The organism is Rhodococcus sp. KBS0724 (assembly GCF_005938745.2).
In the GTDB taxonomy this organism is placed as follows: Bacteria; Actinomycetota; Actinomycetes; order Mycobacteriales; family Mycobacteriaceae; genus Rhodococcus_F.
In genome coordinates, this window is the sequence record NZ_VCBX02000002.1 from 317,739 (window position 1) to 339,459 (window position 21,721).

The window sequence follows — 21,721 nt, forward strand, 5'->3', positions numbered from 1 at the left end:
CATTCCGATATTTCGGTGTGGCCGCAGTTCATACCTGTCCTTTCATTCGCACACAAGGGATCCCGTTGAGTTTCCGATTGCCCGGCCTGCGGTGCGCTTTGGAGAGCCGTGTTCGAATTCTGGTATCTATGCTGCCAGGTGGCTTTCGCCTTCGCCCTGCGCGCCGACGGCCGCGACCACAACTATCAAGATTCCAATTAACTGCATGGTCTTGGGAACTTGGTTGAGGATCAGCAGCCCTAGAACGAGGGCTATGGCGGGCTCGAGTGCCATCAGAGTTCCGAAGGCCGTCGGTTTCATACGGCGGAGGACGATGAGATCGAGCGCGCACGGGATCACCGGAACCAATGCTGCGAGTCCTAGGGCTGCAGCTATTCCCGGAAGAGTGATCGATCCTGCTGCCTGTGGAATTCCGAACGCGGCTGCGGTGATCGCGGCAATCGGAATCGTGAACGACAGACCTCGAATCCCGTCGAATCGGCCTCCCACGTGTTGGGTCAACACGATGTAGATTCCCCACCCTAGACCGGCGAAGGCTGCGAAGACTACTCCCGCAAAGTCGATGGTGTTCTGCCAGGGTTGAGTCACCAGTACAACACCCATCAGCGCCAACAACGGCCACGCAATCGCGCGCTTGCTATGAGCCCGAACCGCGGCGACGGTAAGCGGCCCGAGAAACTGTATGGCTATCGCTGAGCCAAGCGGGATGCGTTCGATGGCAGCAAGGAGCGCAATGCTTGTGAGCCCGGTTGCGACACCGAGACCTATCAGACCTGGTAGATCCTGTCTACGGACCGAACTCAATCTTGGGCGAAAGAACGCTATGAACATGCCGGCGCCGGCCATGAGCCTCATCCATGCTGCCCCTCCGGGGCCGACCGACTCGACGAGGCCAACAGAGAGGGCAGCGCCGAGTTGGACTGAAATCATAGCGGCGACGGCCAAGGTCCACGGCGGAACCGGACGATCAGATCGTATCGTCATCCGTGTTGAAGGTGTTCGTGAAGTGGGATAGGAGTCTCTTTCTGGAGAGTCACAGCTGGCCCGACCGAAACGTCGGAAGGGCTTCGGATTCGCTTTGGATGCGGTCATACCGCGCTCGAGACCGGTCCGAACGCTGACCTAGTGGGCGTTCGCCGTCGTCCTGCGTGGCCTCTGCCGCGGCAGCTGGGGGTGAGGTCGACGACGAGCGCGATCAGCATCAAAGGCAGGCGATCGCGGTAGCGAGACTGCGGTCGCACTTGCCGAAGATGAACGAAGGAGCGATTTTTGTTCGGTTAAGTGTGCCCGCACCCACCATCCAGCGGTCGCACTTACAGGCCACTCCAGTCACGAGGAGGAACGCCGCGCGCCATCGTCTCGTGTTTCGCGCCGGCCCGTGTGAATGCGCCTCGAAGATTGTCGGTGAAGGTTCGGACACCGGTACCGACTGCCAGCCGCAGCAGGCGGCGCCATGCGGTGCGCGGGAGCAGGCCGTTGCGGAGTGCGACGGCCAGTAGCCGAGGGGCGGTCCCCTGCCGTCGACGGACATGGTGCGATTGCATCGCACTGAGCTCGTCCAACGTCAGCTCCCGATCGATGGCAACGTACCGATCGACTTCGGCGGCGGCGAGTGCATCGAGTCCTGCTTTAGATCGTGCAATGAATCCGGACTCTCCTGGAAGTTCGCCGTCGGGAGTCTTTTCCGACCACACGTCGAAGGCGACGACATCGGCCTGCTCACCGACCGCGTCCGGACACACTTTGCACCGGAACGGGATTCCCCAGTGCTCCTCGTCGTCTCCCCAGAACTCGCCGAAAGGGTATTCGCGACTGGATCCGTCGGCGAGATCGATATGGGTGGGCCCAGGGCAGCCATGTCCACGACACCGGAATCCAGTGATCTGCGAGCGATCGATGTTCTCCTTGTCGAGCATGTGTTCGAGCCGCTCGGCGCCGATTCCGCCGCAGAGGAAGCTGATTGTCAGTTTGACGAGGTTGTCGACACGGGGATCGATCTTGGCGAGATTTCGTACAGCGGCAATGTCGCACGGTTTACCGACGACCGCAAAAGGTTCGCCCAAGGCGAGGACGTCACTGAAATCGGCGAGGGGGCTTGATGTCCCGTAACGCGACCCGGCGCCTCTCATTACCTCCACTGAGTCGTAGCTGAGTTGCCGAGTCGAAAGCAGCGGAGCAGGTATCGACTCACGTATATGCAAGACGAAGTCGACTGCCTTGGTATCCAACAGGTGCTGTGTCAGCGCGGAGATACCACCGCCTGACGACGCAACGAATCTGGTCTCGGCGTCTACGGCGTACCCGGCTGCTATCCGGTGGAGCGGTCCCCACATGGGGTCGTTGACCGGGGCTGATGGGTCGGGTGTTTCCAGGTCCATCCGGACGCCCGGGCATACTGCTCTGATCGTGTTGTCCACGTTCTGAGGTACGACATCGAGAGCCCAGGGGCGGGATTCTCCGTCAGGACCTGGGCCCATCCGCAGCACGTCGGGTCCGGCGATGCTTGCACATAATCCGCATCCGATGCACATTCCGCTTTCGACGATCCGTTCGACATTTGGTGTGCAGGACCGTTGCGTGTGGATGAGCAGGTTCTTACCCAGCATCAGCTACCCACCGGGATGTCTCCGCCGTTAATGGTGACGGTCTTGATCAATTCGGATTCCGGGACATTGTATTTCGCTGCAATGTCCGCATATTCACCCGAATCGATGATCTGCTGCAATCCTGCTGCGAGCTCCTGCGCGAGTGCAATGTTGTCTTTCTTGACCATGAACGCGCCTACGTAGGGATCACCGTCGGTCACCTTCACCGAGTCACACTCAAACTTCGGTGCTTGATAGCTGGCCTGGATGAGGTTTCCGAAGTACGCGTCGGAGCGACCGGTACGTACTGCATCGTAGGGGCCATTGGCGTCCGAGAGCGAGATAATCTTAACGGGGTTATTCCCGCACTGCTCGCTGATGGCTTTCAACGTGTTCTCGAACTCCGATGCTGCGAATACCGAGATCGGATGCCCGCACAGGCTCGCCTTGGTGCCGAGCCCCTCGGGGTTTCCCTTTTTGACCATCAGCCCAGGTGAAGTGTCGTACTCGTCGATGAGGGTTACCTGTTCGCGGCGGCCAGGGCTGTCGACGGTTCCACCAGCCATGAAAACGTCAAATCGATTGGCCTGCAACGCGGTAATGCCAGCGGTGTACTTGATGTTCTCGAACTTGACCTCCTTGCCGATCGCTTTGCCGATGGCGCGTGCGGTATCGAGCTCGAGTCCCACGAATTCGTTGTTCTCGATGTACTGATAAGGCGGGTAAGTCGGATCGGTTCCGACTGTGAGGGTTTCGGTCCCACCCGACGCCGAGGATGCGGTCTCGGAACCCGAGTTAGATCCGGAGCTACAGGCGGAGGTCGTGACCAGAAGCGCAACGAGCATCAGACCAGATGCCAGTCGGCGGCTATTGACGGTGTTAAGGGGGTTCGACATTGTGTCCTCGATGCGTTGGGTTAAAGGAAAGTTGTTGTCAGAGAAGACCGAAGCTCATGCTGCATACCTAGCCATGACGTGAATGTCGGAGATGTGTGTCGTCGATCGCTGCCCGATTCCACAGCACCGGCATCGGACGATCTACGAAGTCGAGTCCACTATCGCAGTGACTCGGATTTCGACTCGCATTCGTCTCTCTCCCAGGGCCGGTACTCCGATTTCAGTCCAGATCGGTGCACGATCACCCATTCGTTCGCGAAACTGTTCGACCATTACTCGTCCGTGAGTATCTCCGATGTAGTCGGGTGACTCCGGTACGTGATAAGAGTTCACTGCGATCACATCGGGCCAGGTTGCTCCGGCCGCTGCGAGGGCACGTTCGACGTTGTCGAATGCGAAACGAATCTCGTCTTCGAGCAAATCCGGAAATGCACAGTTTTCGTCCCATCCCGGCTGGCCGGATGTCTCGACGCGATTGCCGACACGCACAGCCTGGCTGTAATGCATATCCTTGCGCATGGTCTCGCCGAATCCTGGCGTGACGTAGAAATTCGTTTTGGTCATCTTTACCTTTCGGTTTGGAACTCGTCTCGGCACCCGTACACGGCTGCCCGGGGCGTGATGTGCAAGCGTCGGGTTTTGGCGGTTTGTCGACTGCATTGGACCGATCGGGAACAATGAGTACCGACGATCCGGGTCAATTGACCGCATTCAGAAAAGCTTTCGTGCGTTCGTGCTGCGGCGCACCCAGTACCTGGTCCGGAGAACCTTCCTCGACGATGTAGCCACCATCCATGAAGACGACGCGGTCCGCGACACTGCGTGCGAATGACATCTCGTGCGTGACTACGATCATCGTCATACCGGACCGAGCGAGATCTCTCATCACCTCGAGGACTTCACCGACGAGTTCGGGATCGAGCGCGGACGTTGGCTCGTCGAAGAGCATCAGCTTCGGTTTCATGGCCAGAGCGCGAGCGATTGCCACACGCTGCTGTTGTCCGCCGGAGAGGTGGCTGGGATATGCATCCACCTTATGACCTAGACCGACTCGGTCGAGAAGTTCGGCGGCGAGTTGCCGCGCTTCGGAGGTTTTCTGCCCCAGAACAACTTTGGGCCCCAACGCAACGTTTTCCAGAGCGGTCATGTGGGGAAACAGATTGAAGCGCTGGAAGACCATGCCGATACCAGCACGCTGTTGAGCTGTCATCTTGTTCGACAATTCGTGCAGATGAGAGCCCTCACGTCGGTATCCGATGAAATGCCCGTCTACCTCGAGCAGCCCCCCGTCTATGGTCTCCAGGTGATTGATGCAGCGCAGTAGCGTGCTCTTCCCGGATCCGGATGGACCCAGCAAGCAGACCACTTCACCGCGGTGAACCTCTATGTCGACACTGCGCAGGACCTTGACTGTGCCAAAACTCTTCTCGACCTTGCGGCCGATCATCAGTGGGGTTGCAGAACTCATGAGTGGCTACTCCTGAACTTGAGATTCGACCATAGACGGGAGCCGAAGCTCGGGGCTTGAACCGAACTTCCGTATCCCTTGCCATATCGGCGTTCCAGCACGTATTGACCGATCGACAGGATGCTCGTCGCAACGAAGTACCAGAAGCTGATGACGATCAGTAGTTCGACGTTCTTGAGATTGACGGAATAGATTTGCGCTGCGGTACCGGCGAGATCGGTGAAGCCGATCACCGATGCCAATGACGAATACTTGAGCATGGCAATGAGTTGGTTCCCGGTAGGCGGCAGGATAACTCGGATTGTTTGCGGTAGAACGATTTTCCGGAAGGTTTGCAAACCGGACATCCCGATCGCCTGAGCGGCTTCCCGCTGACCGGGGTCGACGCTGATCAACCCACTTCGCACTACCTCCGAATAGTAGGCACTTTCGGACAATCCGAGACCGATCACCGCCGCAACGAGGGGCGTCATGATCACGTTGGTATCCCATTGGCCCAGATTGAAGTTGGTCCCCGGGATACCCAACGTGATCTCCGGGAATATCAGAGCGAGGTTGAACCAGAAGAACAACTGAACCAGAACCGGTGTGCTGCGGAAAGCAAATGCGAATGCCCAAGCCAACCATCGAGCCAGGGGATTGCTCGAAGTCCGCATGGCTGCGACAACAGTTCCGAGGACCATCGCAATCGACATCGCCAGCACGGTGATGATCAGCGTGTTTTCGAGACCTTGGAGAATCTCCGAACTGAACAGGTAGTCGACAATGACTGCCTTGTCGATGTTCTCGTTGTTGAGCAGGCTGCGAAGTAATGCTGCAGTGACGGCAAGTAGCAGAATGCCGATTGCCCAGCGTCCGTAGTGTCGTCGCGGAGTGACTGTCAGCGCAGACACTTCCGAGTCGCTCAGACTGCGGGCATCATGCTCCCCGGAGGTGTCCGGCGGGAGGGTGGCTAGTTGATGTTTCATGATCAGTCTCCGATTGCGGCGTGTACATGACAGTGACGCTGCGGGCGTTGATGGTGACGGGCGCGATGGTTGCGGGTTCGGTGGGTTCCCTCGTGTGCCACGACTGCTCCCGGTGTTGAACGATGAAGTGACCAGTCCGCGAGGGGATGTGCACTACCTAACTCTGAAATTGTAGAACAACTGCGCAAAAATGTGTGCTAAATAACGGAATTTATTGTAAAAACCGCGTAACTTTCATGAGTGAGTGATGGCATGTGAGCACAGGCCGGTGCCAGCCAGTGCTGGTCTGAGTGCGAGGCTTTCCGCCTGTCTCGTATGCGCCATGCGAAACGAACGGTCGGGCATCGAACGAAACCAGGGTAAGCGCGCGATCGAGGGGCTACAGGTATGGATCCTCCTCAGGTTCTATAGCTGCCCACCGTGCCCTGAGGCTCTGCAGTATCGATAGCGCAGTTTTAGCCATCCAAGTACTGAAGTCGAATTACGGTCGCGTTCGCGGACGTGCTGTGCCTTTTCTGCCGCGTATTCGCCGGCGCCTGTTGCCGAGACAGGCCATCTCTGAGGAAGGCTGGGATCCGCGCACAGGGAGATCTAGTCTGACTTCTGCCGCCCAGCAACCGTTACTTTGATGCTCGCTCGATATCGAAAGTGCTTGTGACAGAGCATTATCGGGCAGTATGCCTGTTGCGCCGTTCGGGCTCGATCCAGCGGAACCGCACTTAGAAGGACTCGTCGTCGCTGACGAACGCGGGATTGAAAGCCGCCGCGGCGTGGAATGGGATGACCGTCGCCAGGCCTTCGGCCTTGAACTCGGTCAGCATGCGAGACGAACGAGCGAGGGCTTCTGTGCGGGCGGCGCCGATGACGCTGAGCTTGTGAACATGGAATCGAACTAGCGATCGATCACACTGCGGGATTCGACCTGCAGGCGTCGAGAAGCTCACGAGATCGTCGTGACCGACGCGGTATTCGACGGTGCCTGCGCCGTAATAGCCGGTGCGAGACGGTGGACTTTTCCATATGGGTATTGGCGCCGAGTTCTTCTGTAGTGACGCTTGCCGGTGACGGTCTTGACGACCGTCGGGGCCGGCGACGAACGTCGAGGAGGTGCCGTCGAGCATCTCGACGAAGTCGGACAGAGTGGGGGTAGACGTGTCCGTCGGCAGCTGCGGGACAGTTGTCGGCGAGGCCGAAGTTGACCGAGCGGTGGTGGGCGAGTGCGTCCATCTCGGCGACGTTGCCCGTCGCGCGGCGCGGTCAGCTCGCCTTTGGCATGCACATTGCCGATTGCGGCTTCGGTCGATTGGGTCTTGTTTTGCGCCAACCATTTTCGCTGCTCATCGAGATTTCCTCCGATGGTGCGAATGCCTGGTGCGCTCAGTGTTCTGATCACTGCAATGCAGATTGAAATCTTGTTCGTTGTTGCTTTGCACTACCCCTGCGTGCCGCATTCGAGCAGCCTGTCGCGATGTACAGGACAGCGATCAATCCAACGGTGCGTACTTCGGGTTTATGCGGGCTGGACCTCGGTGACGCGGTATGCGTGGTTGTCTGTGCGAACTGAAAACCGAAGACGACCATATCGATATACGAGATGGCCGTCTTCGGTTTTGATCGTCAGTTCGGACTGCCGTCGTCGTGCAACGGGGTTGTTACGGGAGGGGTAACGATTCGGTGGCTTCCTTCAGCGCGACGTCGATGTACTCGGCGAGGTTGGCGCGGAAGGCATCGTCTTGGCCGGCCACGAGATTGCCGAGCAGTTCGCGGTTGCGTTCGATCCAGTGGCCGCCGGCGCGTTCTTCCATGCTGGCGTGGATGAGTCGGGTTTCGGTCAGCAATTGCATGAATGTGCTGTCGATTCGGCGATTTCCGATCAGCGAGACCAGTTCGCGGTGGAATGCGAGGTTGCCGTTGGTACCTGATTTGCTGTCGCCGCGTTGGAAGGCGTGCTCGCTGTCGCTGAGTACGCCTTCCAACCGTTCGATCTGCTCGGCGGTCAGTGCCCCGGCGCGGCGGGCGACCGATTCTTCGATCAGGGCTCTGATCTGGAAGATGTCGCGTACCTCGGACGGTGAGAAAACCCGTACGGTCACACTGTGGTGCACTTCGTGGGTGGCGAGGCCGTCTCTGGTGAGTAGCCGCAAGGCTTCTCGGACGGTGTTTCGTGCGACGCTGAACTGTTCGCACAGGTCGACCTCGCGTAGTGACTGTCCTGGACGCAGGCTGCCGTCGAGGATCTCGTTTTTCAGTTCTGTCGCCAGAAGTTCGGATGCCGATTGCCGTCCAAGATCCCGCGGCTTACGTGTCGCCGTAGCAACGGAAGAATTAACCACACCATCCAGGTTATTGCATGCCGCGGGTTGCATCGCTAGATCACTATCCTCGCGTCGAGGGCCACAAGTTCAGAGGGCCCGGCCAACAAAGGGTTCACATCGAGTTCGTGGATCTCGGGGTGCTCGGCGATGAACTGCCCGATACGAACCACGTTCTGCGCAATTGCCTGCAGATCAATCGCAGGCTTGCCGCGTGCGCCGAGAAGGAGGCTGGCCCCACGCAATCCCAGGAGCTTTTCGATGACAGCGTCTTCGGTGGTGGGTGCGAGGAGCAGTGCTGTGTCTCGCAGTATCTCCGAGTAGATCCCGCCGAGGCCGATGAGCAGTACCGGTCCGAAACGCGGATCTTGGTGGGCGCCGACGATCAGTTCTACCGAGTCGTTGATGGAGACCATTTGTTCCACTGCGAATCCGGTCGGGTGGAGCGCATCGTGCATCCGTGTGACGGCTGCGTTGACGGTGTCGGTTGAGTCGAGTCCGAGTGCAACGCCGCCTGCGTCGCTCTTGTGGAGCAGTCCGAGGGCCTTGACCACGACAGGGAAGCCTAGGCTCTCGGCTGCTTCGACGGCGGCCTCAGGTGTTGCCGCGTGCAGAACTCGGGCGAACGGCACTCCGGCGGCCGCCAGTGCTTCGCGAGCACCAAGATAGTCCTCGGGTGCCAAAGCCAACGGGTTCGACGCGCTCGGTATCTCAGGCGGGCCCGCCGGCTGGACGCGGTGCAGCTGCGCTAGTGCAGCAAGCGCGAGAGCGGCGGGCTGCATGTCTTGGTAGACGGGAACGCCGGCTTCGGCAGCAGCTTTCGGGCCCGGCAGTGTCGAGTCGGTGACCGAGAGCACGATCGGTTTGCCGCTGTGAATGGCGACGTCAGCGAGTTCTCTGCCGACTTGTTGCTCGAGTTCTGGTGTGTCGTGCACGAATGCAGCGATGTTGACCAAAGCCCCGTCGACTCCGTCTCCGTCGAGGATGTTGGACAGCATCGACGGCACATCGCGTACGTCCATGATGCCGACCAGATCGACCGGATTGGTCACACCGGCGCCGGGCATGAGTTGTTTGGCGAGAATATCTTGGGTGTAGGGCGGCAAGGAGGGCACGTCGAGTCCTGCCTGTGCTGCAGCGCTGGCGCCCAATACCCCGAATCCGCCACCGTCGGCGACAATCGCGGTACGGTACCCGGGTGCGCGTACGGGGCTCAGAACTGCTTGCACCATGTGCACGGTCTCGGCGAACGACGAAACGCGAAGGGCTCCAGCTTTCCTGGTTGCCTCCTCGATCACGTCTTGCGAACTCATGAGAGCGCCGGTGTGAGACATGGCGGCGCGGTTTACGGCCTCGTGCGAATCGGGGGTGAGGACGATGACCGGGGTGCCTGCGGCTGTCGCAGCAGCGATTTCACGGAACAGACTTCGCCCGTCGATGGCATCTTCGATGTAGACGACCATCGCTCTGGTGGCTTCGTCCTTGGCGCAGTTGCGGACCAAGTCTCCGAGGTTCACGTCAGCCTGATTGCCCAGTGACGCCGCTCGGCTTATACCGAGGCCAACACGCTCGAGGCGCACTGCCAGATCGAGGATGACCGAACCGCTCTGGGAGATGATTCCGATGCTGCCCCCGGCCGGCTGTGCCCAGGCCATCGAGCTGAATTCGGCCGCGGCGTCGAATGTCCCGTTGCAGTTCGGCCCGAGCAGCACACCATCGTGGTCGCGCACCTTCTGGACGAATGCCTCTTGGCGTTGACGTCCTTCGTCACCGAGTTCGCCGAAACCGGCTGTAACGGCCACAATTGCGCGCGTTCCGATAGCGAGAACATCGTCGATTGTCTGCTCGAAGATTCGCTCGGGAACCGCCACCACTGCGAGGTCTGGCACGTCAGCGATGTCGGTAACTCTGGCAACCGAGGGATGGCCGAGGATATCGGACCCCGAGCGGTTGACGAACGACACCGTTCGACGGTGAACGCCCGTCAAGGCGCTTTTGGCGAGCATGTATCCCCATTTACTGGGATCACTCGATGCACCGACGATTGCGACGGAACGCGGTTGGAACAGGCAATTGATGGCGTCGTCGCGCGTTGCACTACCCACCGAAACTCGCCCCCCCACAGACGTAGATGAGCTGGCCGGTGACGTAGGCAGCTTCCCTGCTCGACAGGAACTCGACCACGGCCGCTACTTCGTCGGGATCACCGAAGCGCTGCATCGGGATCTCTGCCTTGTACTTTTCGAGGTGCTCTTCGGACATCGACAGCATCAGTGGAGTGTTGATGCTCCCTGGTGCCACGGCGTTGGCAGTGATGCCGTAACGGGCGCCTTCGAGCGCGAGAGACTTGGTCATGCTGACCAGTCCGCCCTTGGCTGCGGAGTAGTTGGCCTGTCCGAAGATTCCTTGCAGTGCAGTCGACGATGTGGCGATCAAGCGTCCGAACTTCTGATCGGACATGATTGGGAAGACCTCCCGGGCGCCCAGGAACGCGCCCTTGAGCGAGATGTCGACGACCGCGTCCCACTGCTCTTCGGTCATCTTCGACACACGAGAGTCCTGGAAGATACCGGCGTTGTTGTAGAGCACGTCGACGCGTCCCCATGCGGAGACTGCTTTTTCGACTGCTTCCTTCCAGCCAGCTGCGGAACGGACGTCGAATGCGGTGAAGTCGGCGGTGCCGCCGGCGTCAGTAATTTCGGTGGCGACGCGAGATGCTGCATCGGCATTGATATCGACTACAAGTACTGCGTGTCCGGACTTGGCGAATCGCTTGGCCGTTGCTTCACCGATTCCGCTGCCGGCTCCGGTGATGACGGCTACTTGCTGAATCTCGCTCACGGGTTCTCCTTGGGACGTGTTGCGACGAGGATCGTGTCCTCACCGGTCTGAGTGATGGTGCCGTCTTGTTTGACGACGTCGAGCCCGAGGCGTACCACCCCGCGCGACGCGCCTGAAGTGGATGGCTCGGTGCTGTTGACTCGGTATCTGATTCGGACAGTGTCACCGATGAACACCGGCTTTGAGAACGAACGATTGGTGTTGAGGAAGGCCAGCATCGCGAAATCGTCCAGGTCGGACCGCAGACCGGTGGAGATCGACGCGATGAGCATCCCATGGGCGACCCGTTGACCGAAGTGCGTTGTGGCAGCGAACTCGGCATCGGTATGCAGCGCGTTGAAGTCTCCGCTGAGCCCGGCGAAGGTGATGATGTCAGCCTCACCGATCGTGCGTGCAGCCGATTCGAATTCCAGTCCGACAACTATGTCGTCGAAGTAGATGGTCCGGCTCATGTCGCGGGCCTGAAGACCGGTAGGCGGTTGTCTCCCAGATCGATGAACGTGAATTCGACCTTCATACCGATGGTGACTTCGTTCGGTTCGATCTCAACGATGTTGGTCATCACTCGCGGGCCGTCGTCAAGCTGGACCAAACCGACGACGAATGGCGCTGGCAGATCGTCGTAGGGTGAGAATTGCATGATCGAGAAGGTGTACACGGTGCCGGTGGTCGAGGTCTCAGCCCAGTCATAGTCCGCTCCGGTGCCCGGTCTCGGGTACGGCTCCCAGGCGGTACCGCCTCGGCGGGGCAGTTCGAGTCGGTCTTCCGCTGCCGCCGCCCAGTACGGTGCGGTCGAGGGGATGACGTGCGGCTGAGGACGTTTGGCGTCTACGTGAATCATCAGGCCCCCAATACCAGTGTTGCAGCGGACGAGAATGTTCCGCCCCAGCCGTGAACGAGTGAAATTTCCGGGTTGTCGATCTGCACACCGGGTCCTTCGCCACGCATTTGGCGTACTCCTTCGATCATCGCGAAAATCCCTCGCTTACCTGTGTGGTTCGACGACAAACCGCCGCCGTCGGTGTTGATGGGCAGCGATCCTCCGGCCGAAATGGCGCCTGAGGCAACGAATTCGCCGCCTTCACCCTTCGCACAGAATCCCAGATCTTCCAACGCCAGCAGGACGGTGATGGTGAAGGCATCATAGAGCTGAGCTACGTCGACATCGGCGGGCGTGATGCCAGCCATGCTCATCGCACGTGGGCCGGAGATGGCGGCGGGAGTGAGCGTGACCGGGTCCATGCGGTTCATGTGGATCCGTGAGATGGCGGATCCGAAACCGAGGATGGGCACCGGTTTGGTCTTGAGGTCTTTAGCGCGCTCGGCGCTGGTGATGACCACAGCGCCACCGCTGTCGGTGACGACACAGCAGTCGAACTTGTGCAGCGGATCGGCGATGGAGCGTGAGGTCAGGACGTCCTCCACGCTCAAGGGGCTGCGGAAGCGGGCATCTGGGTTGTTTGCCGCGTTCTCGCGGCACGTCACTGCAATCTGGGCGAGTTGTTCTGGTGTGGTGCCGAATTCGTGCATGTGACGTCGGGCGATCATCGCGTAGTTGCTGACCACCGATCCAGCGTAGGGAACTTCGAATTCCCCGGGGCCGAGTGGATAGCTCAGGGTGTTGAGGTCGGGAATCGGCAGTGGCCACCACCGCGGACACGCAGCGTGGGAGACGACGACGACCTCGGCGAGGCCTGCGGCGATAGCTGCGGCGGCGCGTCCGGCTTGCGCGATGTACGAGCAACCACCAATGTCGGTGGAGTCGAAGTACGTCGGCTGGATACCGATATATTCGGCGACCTCGATGATGTTTTCGACGGCGCCGCCTTCGGCGACATCGCCTGCGGTGGTGCAGAATCCGTCCACGTCGGAGAGTTCGAGACCGGCGTCGTGCAGTGCAGCTGTGACGACCTCGGCCTGGATTTCGAACGGGTGGACGCCATCGGCTTTGCGTCGTGGGCTTTCGTAGGCGCCGACAATGGCGGCCTTACCGCTTAGTGATGTAGCCATCGGTATCCTCTCAAATTGCGCAACAATGGGACAATTATAGGTGGTGGGACCGCGCCGTGTCTAGGGAGGCATGATCGGGCAATATCTGTGTTGTAGTGCTGAAACTCCAAAATTTGGTAGTCGTAATCACACGTGGCGAGCATTCAAATATCGGTGGGAGTTCGGCTACTTGTGAGCCAGTCCCGGTCGGATCGCTGGCTCGATGAACCCGTGTCGACCACCAGATGCTCCGTGGTAAGCGGCTGGTGTGGATGCGGTCCATTGTTCGAGGAGAGAAGGGGCGAGGTCGAAGACCTCAACGCGGATGGGGTTGCAGATCGGTTCGGCGCCGGCGTCGGGGCCCCATAACGGCACGCTGAGGTCACCGCCGGGGCAGGTCGAAGCTGCGACGAGCAGATCGGTTTCGGCGAGGAGTTCGAAGTAGTCTCCTGGCTGAGCCGGGCATGCCTTCATGTAGTAACGCTCGTCGTCGTGCATGAGCCCGGTTACCTGGAAGACGTTGATCACGTCGTGGACATCGAGCTCGGTAAGACCGTATGGAGCCACTGCCCGAGTGAGGTTGGAGTGGCAGTGGAAATCGTAGGAGCTGTCCGAGAGGACGGTGCTGACGTACGGATCGCACCGGGTTCCGAGTAGATCGTGACATCCAGCGCCATCGTCGTCGAGCCCGTAGTTCAGCGTATCTGCGACAACTGTGGCCAATGGGCGCAGATACGGAAGGTTCGACCAAAGCCGGGCACCGACACCGACATGCGCTCCGTAGAATTGTCGAGTCCGTGCGGCCCAGAATCGTTCTCGGGGATTATGGAGGCTCCACAGGTTGACGTCGAGAACCTGTGGTCCTTCGTGTGTAGTGAATCGGATGACTGATCCCGCGGGCGCTACGAATGCCGCCCCGCTGCGCACCGGAATCACGAAATTTTCGCGTTCCTGTCTGGCCGATAGATCGAGTCCTATGGGACCGTAGATCTTCGGATCGACTGTCAACGGAGAGTCGATCCCATCTGCGACATACGACGGTGTGGGGTGAATCCGGGTCTTTTCCATATGAGCTCTCCTTCTGTGGCAACCTTAAAGATTGTATAACAACTCTACGATTTTGTAATCGAGCTGAGGATTGTTTCTTCGAAATTTGGGCGGTGGTCACCGCAGGCGGACTCGGCGGAGTCTGCCTGCGGCGGATCGGAATTGTTGGCATCCCCGTGTGCAGTACGAGGGCATCTCTCGCAATTATTAATGTTGTTGAGTATAAGCACATTTGGATATTCTCATGGCGAAAAATTTATTTCGCCGCTTGTATTCGTCGGAGGCGCTTACGGATCGCCGAATTATGCTGGAGTAGTTGGAATTTCGTGTTGCCGACGGTTGAAAACTGGTTCTGGCCTAATTTCCGTTTGCGCCGTGAGGCGCTGTGATTCGAGTGGAGGTGAGAGACCTTCGCCGCTGACCTGTCGTAGCAGGTCGGTGGAGCCGAGGGCAGCCTGATCCGGGTGGTGCCGGGGAGGGTAGGAGCAGCCCTGACAACGCCGGGACGTGGCTAGTACTGCCAGATGGTGCGGGTCCGGCAAGCGAGATGGAGAGGAGTACGCGAGGAACCAGCGTCATTACGTCCCTCAATGGGCCGCTTGCTTGAACCTGGCGGATCGGGGCAGGATGCGGTGCGCACCCACCGAGATTGGTGGGGAACTTCTGGGTTGGTTTATGGAAGCCGAGCTGGAGGCCACGAGGAAGGTCTACGGCGTACTCGTGAGCGATGCCGCAGGGACACAGCTGGACTCCTACTTCGTCGAGCGAATCACAGTGAACACGGGAACCGCCTGTCACGGCTCCCGACTTGGCGGGCAGCCAGCTCGCCGGGCCGGGATAGACGCATCGACCGTCGAACGTGTCGGGTGGGGCGGAGTCGCTGTAGTAGTCCGAGGCCGGGAAAGCCGGCCACATGGCGAAGGGCGGCAGCGGTTTTGAGAAGGGCGGAGACTGTAATGCCGAAAGATGCGCCACCGAACGGTGACGCCACGTCCGAGTCGGTCCCTGCGGGACCTTCTCGGCGGGTATCTTCAGATGCAGGCCAAGCTTCACTGTTGGGCGGCGGCCGAGCCTGGCCGCCGGTTCGACGACCTGTTCAACCTTGTGCACGACCCGGCGACGCTGATCGTGGCGTTCGACCGGGTCGCGGGCAATCGCGGAGCAATGACTCCTGGCGTCGACGGTATGACTGTCGTCGACGTCGAGGAACACGTCGGGATTCCGGGGTTTGAAGAACGACCTACGCGCCAGCTTGAAGGATGGTTCGTTTTGGCCGTTACCGGTGCGGGAGAGAATGATTCCGAAGCCGGGCGGGGTCGGGGAAGGTGCGCCGTCTCTTCGATACCGACGGTGGCGGACCGGGTCGTTCAGGCCGCGCTCAAGTTGGTGCTGGAACCGATCTTCGAGGCCGACTTCGAGCCGGTCTCTTACGGGTTCCGGCCCCACCGGCGGGCGCAGGACGCGATAGCCGAGATTCACTACTACGGCACCCACGGTTATCGCTGGGTGCTGGATGCGGACATCGAGGCGTGTTTCGATCGGATCGAGCACGTCGCCTTGATGGATCGTGTCCGGTTGCGGATCAAGGACAAGCGGGTCCTGGCGCTGGTCAAAGCGTTCCTGAAGGCCGGGGTTCTCACCGAACTCGGCGATCGACGGGACACCACGACCGGCACGCCTCAGGGCGGCATTCTGTCGCCGTTGTTGGCCAACATCGCGCCCGTGTGCTCGACGAGCACGTGATGGCGACGTGGAAGCCGGGCGGCACGATGTCCACCGAGGGCAAGCGGGCATATCGTCGCCGAAAAGGGTCACCGACGTGGCGGCTGGTCCGCTACGCCGACTTTGTCGTCCTCGTCCGCGGAACCGAAGACGACACGAAGGCGATGCGGGAACAGGTCGGCGAGGTCCTCGCACCGATGGGTCTGCGGCTCTCTCCGGAGAAAACCCAGGTGCGAAACCTCAGCGACGGGGTCGACTTCTTGGGATTCCACATCCGGTGGCGTCGCAAGCGAGGCTCGGACAAGTGGTTCGTCTACACCTTCATCGGTGACCGGCCCATCCGGTCGTTGAAGGTGAAAGTCCGTGCCCTGACCAATCGGCAGTCGCAGCTGAGTTTGGAGTACGTGATCGTGTGGCTCAATCAGATTCTGCGCGGCTGGTCCAACTACTTCAAGCATGCCGTGGCGAAGGGTCGCTTCACCGCGCTGCAACACGTTGTGTGGCAGCGGGTGATTCGGATGCTGCAAACCCGGCATCGCTGGGGGTGAAACGATATTCGCCGCCGATACACCACCGGTGATGGGCGGTGGTTGCCTATCACGGCGGCGGACGGGACGGTGTTGTTCGACATGGCCAGCGTGGCGGTCACCCGTTATCGATGGCGCGGCAACACGATCCCCAACCGATGGACGACCCTGCGGACAGCCTGACGGCAGAGACCGTGGAGAGCCCGTTGCGTCGATAGGTGCACGGCGGGTTCGGCGAGAGGTCCGGGGAAACGGGGTGGGAGCAATCCTGTCACCGCGCCCCGGGCCTACTCAGCGATCAGTTTTGAATACGTCAGCCGCTGAGGAGTATTCATCTGTCTCAGCTTGTGAAGCCGCCCTTGTCTCAAGTGGTGTGTATTCGCGGGTCTTCGTCTCATTTTCAGGCGATAACGGCAGACGCGAGACGAGGGGGTGCCGTAGATGGGCCGAGGCTGGGCTGGCAGACAGCTCGTCGAGGGCCTCGTGCGCGAGCGGTACTCGCCCGCCGGTGAGGTCCGGCAAGACCGTGGCGACAGATTTCTTGGTCAGCGAGCGCGTCGCGGTGATGTGGTGCTCGGTGGTGGCGACGTTGCGGCGCAGCGCTTGTAGGCCCGGAACGAGAGGGCCTGTGGGACCCGGTACCTCGTCGAGGCGCTTGTCGATCAGGCGCCGTGCGCATTCGCCGGGTGTGGGTGGTCGGGATCGCTGCAGTCGGCGCAGAGCGGACGCTCTGTGGTGCCGGAAACGATGGCATCATCACGGCTGTAGACCGAGCACGCGGCCAACCTGCGCTGGCAGTCGTGACACCACGGAAGTCCCGTGATTCGCGATGTGCCGCAGGGTGTTTCCTGTCTGCAAATACTGCGTATTGCCGGCAACCGTGTTGGACAGCTCCCGCAGAGCGGGCACTGGGGTGTTCGGGTGCAGACAGCACGGCGGCGCCCGCAGTTAATGCAGGTTTCAAGGTTGTCCGGATCAGTGATCAGGCAGTTCGGGCACAACGGTCGCCCGTTACTGTCGCCGGTGGCGGGCTCACGCGTGTCACCCCGCGATTGAATGTGCGGTGACCGACGAGAAATATCATTCCCGTACCGTCTTCATGTTATTGCCAGTTCAACGCGCTTTTTGTTCGTTCTGGCTCGGCGACGGACCAGTGGGTGTGATCGCTTGTGCTCGCTGTGTGATTTCTGGCCGGAGTGTCGAGAGCACTGCTCACTTTTGTGCGGTACGGTGCCGATGTGTTGATCCTCGCATGGTCCATATATGTCCTTCTCTTCCTTCTCGAGCTTGTAACGCTTGTGGCGATCGGCACTTACGTCTGGTCGCAGAGTGGCAGCATACGTCGTCGCGTGGTGTCGACTGCTGTTGTCGTTGTGGCAGTCATGGTGGTGTGGGCGGTCTTCGCCTCGCCTGAAAACCCAGTCGATAATCCGTGGGTTACAGGCGTGGTCAAGGTTGTTGTTTTCGCGGTGGCGGCAGCGGCAGTATGGGCGTTGTTCGGTCGGGTGCGCGCACTTACGTTTACGGGCGCGGTGGTGTTGATCAATGGTTTTGCGCTCGTTCCGGTGATCCGTGAGGCGGTGGGTTGAGCCTTGGCGATGGTGGTCGGGGAAGTGGCATGCGGGGCACGGTGATCGCGAAGGTCGGTGCCGGGGTTTGAGGGGTGTGTGGTGGGTGGATCGGGCGTGGTCAAACTTCGGGTGTTGGTGGGTCGGTTGGTCTTCTACGTGCTTGTCTGGTGCATCATGCTTTCATGGGTTGGGAGATTGTCGAATCCGTTTTCTGTTCAATGGGTTTCGAAGGATATGACGAGTACGAATTCGTTGGCGTCGTTTGGAGGGTGTCAGATAATTTGTGTAAGAGCGACGTCGCGGGCGGGGCCGGCGGCGTTGCGCGGCGTCGGTGAATACTTCGAGGTGGATGCGGGCTGATGACTTGGATGGCCGATGGCCCTGGCCTGCTACTGCGGCGGTTCGGCCGCTCGTCTGGAGCGGTGATCAAAATGCCGCTTTCGATGAGGGTGTTCGCGGGCACTGTAGATGAGGCTCATTCACTGGTTGACGGGCATTCCGCCGATGGCTAGGCTTGTGTCAACACGACAGGCCCGCTTCTCGCGACGAGACGCGGGTCTGTTCTCTATTCCCAGCCCTTAGAGCCGGTGGATCAGGAAGTTGAGTGTGACAGCTCCGGAGAGCAATTACGCCAAGCCGTTCCTGACGGTGCCCGAGAGAAATGATCAGAACTTGTGGATCACGTGAAAGCGTACCTTCCCGGAAGATGATCTGCAAGGAATCGAAAATTCTGATCAAGACCAGCGCGCCAACGCTGGCGGGAAGGTACGCCCGTGCTCACGGTAGTACACGAGAACGGCCAGTCCAACAGACGACAGCGGGCGGTCGCTGCTCGACGAGATCGTCCGCGACGGCGCCCGGAAAATGCTTGCCGCAGCACTGCACGCGGAGGTTGCCGCCTACATCGAACAGTTCGCCGACCACCTCGATGAGAACGGTCGCCGCCTGGTGGTCCGCAACGGATACCACACAGAACGCGACGTCCTGACCGCCGCCGGCGCGGTCAACGTGAAAGCTCCCCGGGTCAACGACAAGCGTCTCGAACCGGAAACAGGTGAACGTCAACGGTTTTCGTCGGCGATTCTGCCGGCCTGGGTGCGCAAGTCCCCGCAGATGAACGAGGTCCTGCCACTGCTCTATCTCCACGGCCTCTCGACCAGCGACTTCGGGCCTGCATTGGAGCAATTCCTCGGAACCGGCGCAGGACTCTCACCGGCCTCGATCACCCGGCTGACGACTCAGTGGCAAGACGAAGCCAAGATTTTCCAGGATCGGGACCTCTCCGGAACCGACTTCGTGTACCTGCGGGTCGACGGGATCCACCTCAAGGTGAGGCTCGAGCAGGAGAAGCTGTGTCTGTTGGTGATGATCGGTGTCCGCGCGGACGGACGGAAGGAACTCGTCGCCCTCGCCGACGGCTACCGCGAGTCGACGGAGTCTTGGGCGGATCTGTTGCGCAGTTGTCGCCGGCGCGGCATGGCCGCTCCTGTCCTGGCGGTCGGCGACGGAGCCTTGGGGTTCTGGAAGGCATTGCGGGAGGTGTTCCCCGAAACCCGTGAACAACGGTGCTGGTTCCACACGCAATCCAATGTTCTTGCCGCGCTGCCGAAATCTGCACACCCAGGCGCGCTCGCGGCGATGAAAGACATCTATATGGCGGAGGACATCGACAAAGCGCAACTGGCGATCAAGGCCTTTGAACTCGACTACATCGCGAAGTACCCGAAAGCAGTCGCCAAGATCACCGACGACATGGATGTACTGCTCGAATTCTACAAGTATCCGGCCGAACATTGGGTGCATCTGCGCACCAGAAACCCCGTCGAATCCACCTTCGCCACAGTGCGATTGAGAACCAAGGTAACCAAAGGACCCGGATCCCGTGCCGCCGGACTCGCCATGGCCTACAAGCTGATCGACGCCGCACAAGCGCGTTGGTGTGCGGTCAACGCACCACATCTGGTTGCGCTCGTGCGGGCCGGCGCGGCCTTCCACAAAGGCAAACTACTCGAACGACCCGCCGACATCACGCCGGAATCAACACCGGAACAAGAAGGTTCAACCGGAGCGGAGGTCGCCTGACTGATCCACAGGTCTTGACAATATCTCTACCGGGGGACGGTACCACGGTGGTACGTACCGTTCTGCGCGGTCGCCGACATCTTGGGCGCAGCAGCCATTTTCGTGGCCATCCTGTTGATCTGAGGAGACTCAACCGGGTTGTGAGGCAGAAGATTTCAGTATCTCGACAACTCGCAAGATGGTGGCACGTGAATGCCGGAGGTCCCCGCTCGCCCCGGAATTGCTGCGAAGACGATCGCGGGTGAGTAGAGAACCCTCGCACGAATCGCGTGGCTGTATCCGTCGAACACCTGCGTGCCGCTCGGCTCGTCACACCAACGCGGGCGGCTTGCTCCGATGGATCACGTCGAAGGCCTTCGACATCGGTAACCGACGCAAGAATGTTCGCATACGCCCGTCAACGAGGACGCCCCGCTGTGGCAAACAGGTGGGCGCGGGTGAAGACGTTGTCGCACCAGGCGAATTCGCATGCACGGTCGGGCCTTACCGACTGCACGCGCACTGAGATGTCACCGCCGGAACGATCTCGCAGGCACGTACTTGTCATTGAGCGAGCCTGCGGACGCCGAAAAGTCACATTCGAAGCGGCCACATCGTCCTATAAGTATGAATAACAAGATGATTCGTAGAGTGGTAATTCTGGGCGGTGGATACGCCGGCGTGATGTGCGCCAACCGACTAGCGGGAACCCTCCGAGATGAGGTCGAGGTCACACTTGTCAACCCGATCGATGATTTTGTGGAGCGACTCCTTCTCCACGAAGTGGCCGCCCGCGCGAACTCCGATTCTGCGACGCGTCACAGTTTGACCGAATTGCTCAATCCTTCTGTCCGACTGGTCATTGGGTCGGCGACGACGATTCGACACGACCGTAGCGAAATTGACGGTGTCGATTCATCTTCGGGGCAACAGTGGACTCTGCAGTACGACGACATGATCTATGCGATTGGCAGCGGTGCCGTGCTCGATCCGGTGCCGGGTACCCGTGAGTTTGCGCTCGACTTGTCTAGCCTTGAACAGGCTCACAAACTGAGGGACGCACTCGCCGAGTGCGTTGCGGGTGACAGCGTCATTGTCGTCGGTGGCGGGTCCACGGCGATCGAAATGGTCTCGGAACTCGCTGTCGCACGCCCAGATCTGAGTCTGAAAATGATCACGTCTTCGGTGCTGGCACCTACCGTGTCGGAGAAGGCACGCTCCTACATCAGGAATGCTCGAGCGATGCGCAATGTCGACGTGATCGAAAATGTGTCCGTCGCAGAAGTCATATCCGGCGGAATTATCACCGGCAGTGGCGAACATGTCGTAGGCAATGTTGTGGTGTGGGCCGCGTCCTTTGCTGTACCTGGTTTGGCGCGTGATAGCGGACTGGCCGTCGACAAGTCCGGTCGATTGCTCGTCGACGCCAGTATGCGCTCGACAGCGCATCCGCGAATTCTCGGTGCAGGCGATGGAGCGGTCGTCACTGGATCGGTAGGCAGGACCCTACGTATGGCATGTGCAACTGCTGCACCGCAGGGAGCGCATGCCGCCCAAACCGTCATTGCTGACTTGAAAGGTGTTGAACCCAAGCCCTTTGCGCTACCTCGTTTTGAGTTTGAGTTTGGGGCCTGCAGACGGACTGATTCAATCGACCAACAGCGACGATTCGCCACGTGATTTCACCGTCAAGGGTAAGACCGGTGCGTTGATCAATGATTTGAACAATCGATA

The 21,721-nt window shown here is 60.0% G+C and carries 19 protein-coding genes and 1 pseudogene; 6 read left to right on the forward strand and 14 right to left on the reverse strand.

Translation table 11 applies throughout. The annotated features are described in order from the left end of the window. Window positions 1-126: 126 nt before the first annotated feature. The 14 genes from FFI94_RS32365 to FFI94_RS32430 form a co-directional block, all read right to left on the reverse strand. Window positions 127-984, reverse strand: coding sequence for a DMT family transporter (locus FFI94_RS32365; protein WP_221937823.1), 858 nt, complete (start codon window positions 982-984; stop codon window positions 127-129). A 329-nt stretch (window positions 985-1,313) separates the two neighbouring features. Then, window positions 1,314-2,606, reverse strand: a complete 1,293-nt coding sequence (locus tag FFI94_RS32370; protein ID WP_138873960.1) for a Coenzyme F420 hydrogenase/dehydrogenase, beta subunit C-terminal domain — start codon at window positions 2,604-2,606, stop codon at window positions 1,314-1,316. Continuing rightward, the gene (locus FFI94_RS32375; protein WP_138873961.1) at window positions 2,606-3,481 is read right to left on the reverse strand and encodes a transporter substrate-binding domain-containing protein; all 876 of its coding nucleotides are present in this window, start codon (window positions 3,479-3,481) and stop codon (window positions 2,606-2,608) included. The genes FFI94_RS32370 and FFI94_RS32375 overlap by 1 nt, the downstream gene beginning before the upstream one ends. Window positions 3,482-3,622: 141 nt before the next feature. After that, a complete protein-coding gene (locus tag FFI94_RS32380; protein ID WP_138873962.1) occupies window positions 3,623-4,045 on the reverse strand; it encodes a Rid family hydrolase in 423 nt (140 codons plus the stop codon). A gap of 133 nt (window positions 4,046-4,178) precedes the next feature. After that, window positions 4,179-4,949 (reverse strand): amino acid ABC transporter ATP-binding protein, encoded by a 771-nt coding sequence (locus FFI94_RS32385; RefSeq protein WP_138873963.1) that lies wholly within the window; start codon window positions 4,947-4,949, stop codon window positions 4,179-4,181. Beyond that, window positions 4,946-5,917 carry an amino acid ABC transporter permease gene (locus tag FFI94_RS32390; protein WP_138873964.1) on the reverse strand — a complete coding sequence of 324 codons (972 nt, stop codon included), beginning with the start codon at window positions 5,915-5,917 and terminating at the stop codon, window positions 4,946-4,948. The genes FFI94_RS32385 and FFI94_RS32390 overlap by 4 nt, the downstream gene beginning before the upstream one ends. Before the next feature lie 719 nt (window positions 5,918-6,636). Continuing rightward, the gene (locus tag FFI94_RS32395; protein ID WP_138874110.1) at window positions 6,637-7,038 is read right to left on the reverse strand and encodes a hypothetical protein; all 402 of its coding nucleotides are present in this window, start codon (window positions 7,036-7,038) and stop codon (window positions 6,637-6,639) included. Between the two features lie 531 nt (window positions 7,039-7,569). Beyond that, complete coding sequence (locus FFI94_RS32400; protein WP_185993488.1) at window positions 7,570-8,250, reverse strand: GntR family transcriptional regulator; 681 nt, start codon at window positions 8,248-8,250, stop codon at window positions 7,570-7,572. A 35-nt stretch (window positions 8,251-8,285) separates the two neighbouring features. Beyond that, the gene (locus tag FFI94_RS32405) at window positions 8,286-10,334 is read right to left on the reverse strand and encodes an acetate--CoA ligase family protein (protein WP_138873966.1); all 2,049 of its coding nucleotides are present in this window, start codon (window positions 10,332-10,334) and stop codon (window positions 8,286-8,288) included. Next, window positions 10,327-11,070, reverse strand: a complete 744-nt coding sequence (locus tag FFI94_RS32410; RefSeq protein WP_138873967.1) for an SDR family NAD(P)-dependent oxidoreductase — start codon at window positions 11,068-11,070, stop codon at window positions 10,327-10,329. The genes FFI94_RS32405 and FFI94_RS32410 overlap by 8 nt, the downstream gene beginning before the upstream one ends. Then, entirely contained in the window at window positions 11,067-11,522 is a 456-nt protein-coding gene (locus FFI94_RS32415) for a MaoC/PaaZ C-terminal domain-containing protein (RefSeq protein ID WP_138873968.1), read from the reverse strand. Before FFI94_RS32415 ends, FFI94_RS32410 begins: the two co-directional genes overlap by 4 nt. Next, the gene (locus tag FFI94_RS32420; protein ID WP_138873969.1) at window positions 11,519-11,911 is read right to left on the reverse strand and encodes a Zn-ribbon domain-containing OB-fold protein; all 393 of its coding nucleotides are present in this window, start codon (window positions 11,909-11,911) and stop codon (window positions 11,519-11,521) included. The genes FFI94_RS32415 and FFI94_RS32420 overlap by 4 nt, the downstream gene beginning before the upstream one ends. After that, window positions 11,911-13,080, reverse strand: a complete 1,170-nt coding sequence (locus FFI94_RS32425) for an acetyl-CoA acetyltransferase (protein ID WP_138873970.1) — start codon at window positions 13,078-13,080, stop codon at window positions 11,911-11,913. The genes FFI94_RS32420 and FFI94_RS32425 overlap by 1 nt, the downstream gene beginning before the upstream one ends. Before the next feature lie 165 nt (window positions 13,081-13,245). After that, a complete protein-coding gene (locus FFI94_RS32430) occupies window positions 13,246-14,127 on the reverse strand; it encodes an urea carboxylase-associated family protein (RefSeq protein WP_138873971.1) in 882 nt (293 codons plus the stop codon). 1,152 nt (window positions 14,128-15,279) lie between these two features. On the opposite strand from FFI94_RS32430, the pseudogene FFI94_RS33940 reads away from it, so the two are divergent. The 6 genes and pseudogenes from FFI94_RS33940 to FFI94_RS32455 form a co-directional block, all read left to right on the forward strand. Next, a pseudogene (locus tag FFI94_RS33940) lies at window positions 15,280-15,849 on the forward strand (reverse transcriptase domain-containing protein); the annotation flags it as partial. After that, window positions 15,849-16,376, forward strand: a complete 528-nt coding sequence (locus FFI94_RS33945) for a group II intron maturase-specific domain-containing protein (RefSeq protein WP_185993489.1) — start codon at window positions 15,849-15,851, stop codon at window positions 16,374-16,376. The pseudogene FFI94_RS33940 and the gene FFI94_RS33945, both read left to right, overlap by 1 nt. 420 nt (window positions 16,377-16,796) lie before the next feature. Next, window positions 16,797-16,964: a hypothetical protein gene (locus FFI94_RS33950; RefSeq protein ID WP_185993490.1), complete on the forward strand. Its 168-nt coding sequence runs from the start codon at window positions 16,797-16,799 to the stop codon at window positions 16,962-16,964. A 629-nt stretch (window positions 16,965-17,593) separates the two neighbouring features. Then, the gene (locus FFI94_RS32445; protein ID WP_185993491.1) at window positions 17,594-17,944 is read left to right on the forward strand and encodes a DUF2568 domain-containing protein; all 351 of its coding nucleotides are present in this window, start codon (window positions 17,594-17,596) and stop codon (window positions 17,942-17,944) included. Window positions 17,945-18,754: 810 nt separating this feature from the next. After that, window positions 18,755-20,008, forward strand: a complete 1,254-nt coding sequence (locus FFI94_RS32450) for an IS256 family transposase (protein ID WP_397495607.1) — start codon at window positions 18,755-18,757, stop codon at window positions 20,006-20,008. Between the two features lie 618 nt (window positions 20,009-20,626). Further along, entirely contained in the window at window positions 20,627-21,667 is a 1,041-nt protein-coding gene (locus FFI94_RS32455; protein ID WP_185993492.1) for an NAD(P)/FAD-dependent oxidoreductase, read from the forward strand. Window positions 21,668-21,721: the final 54 nt, after the last annotated feature.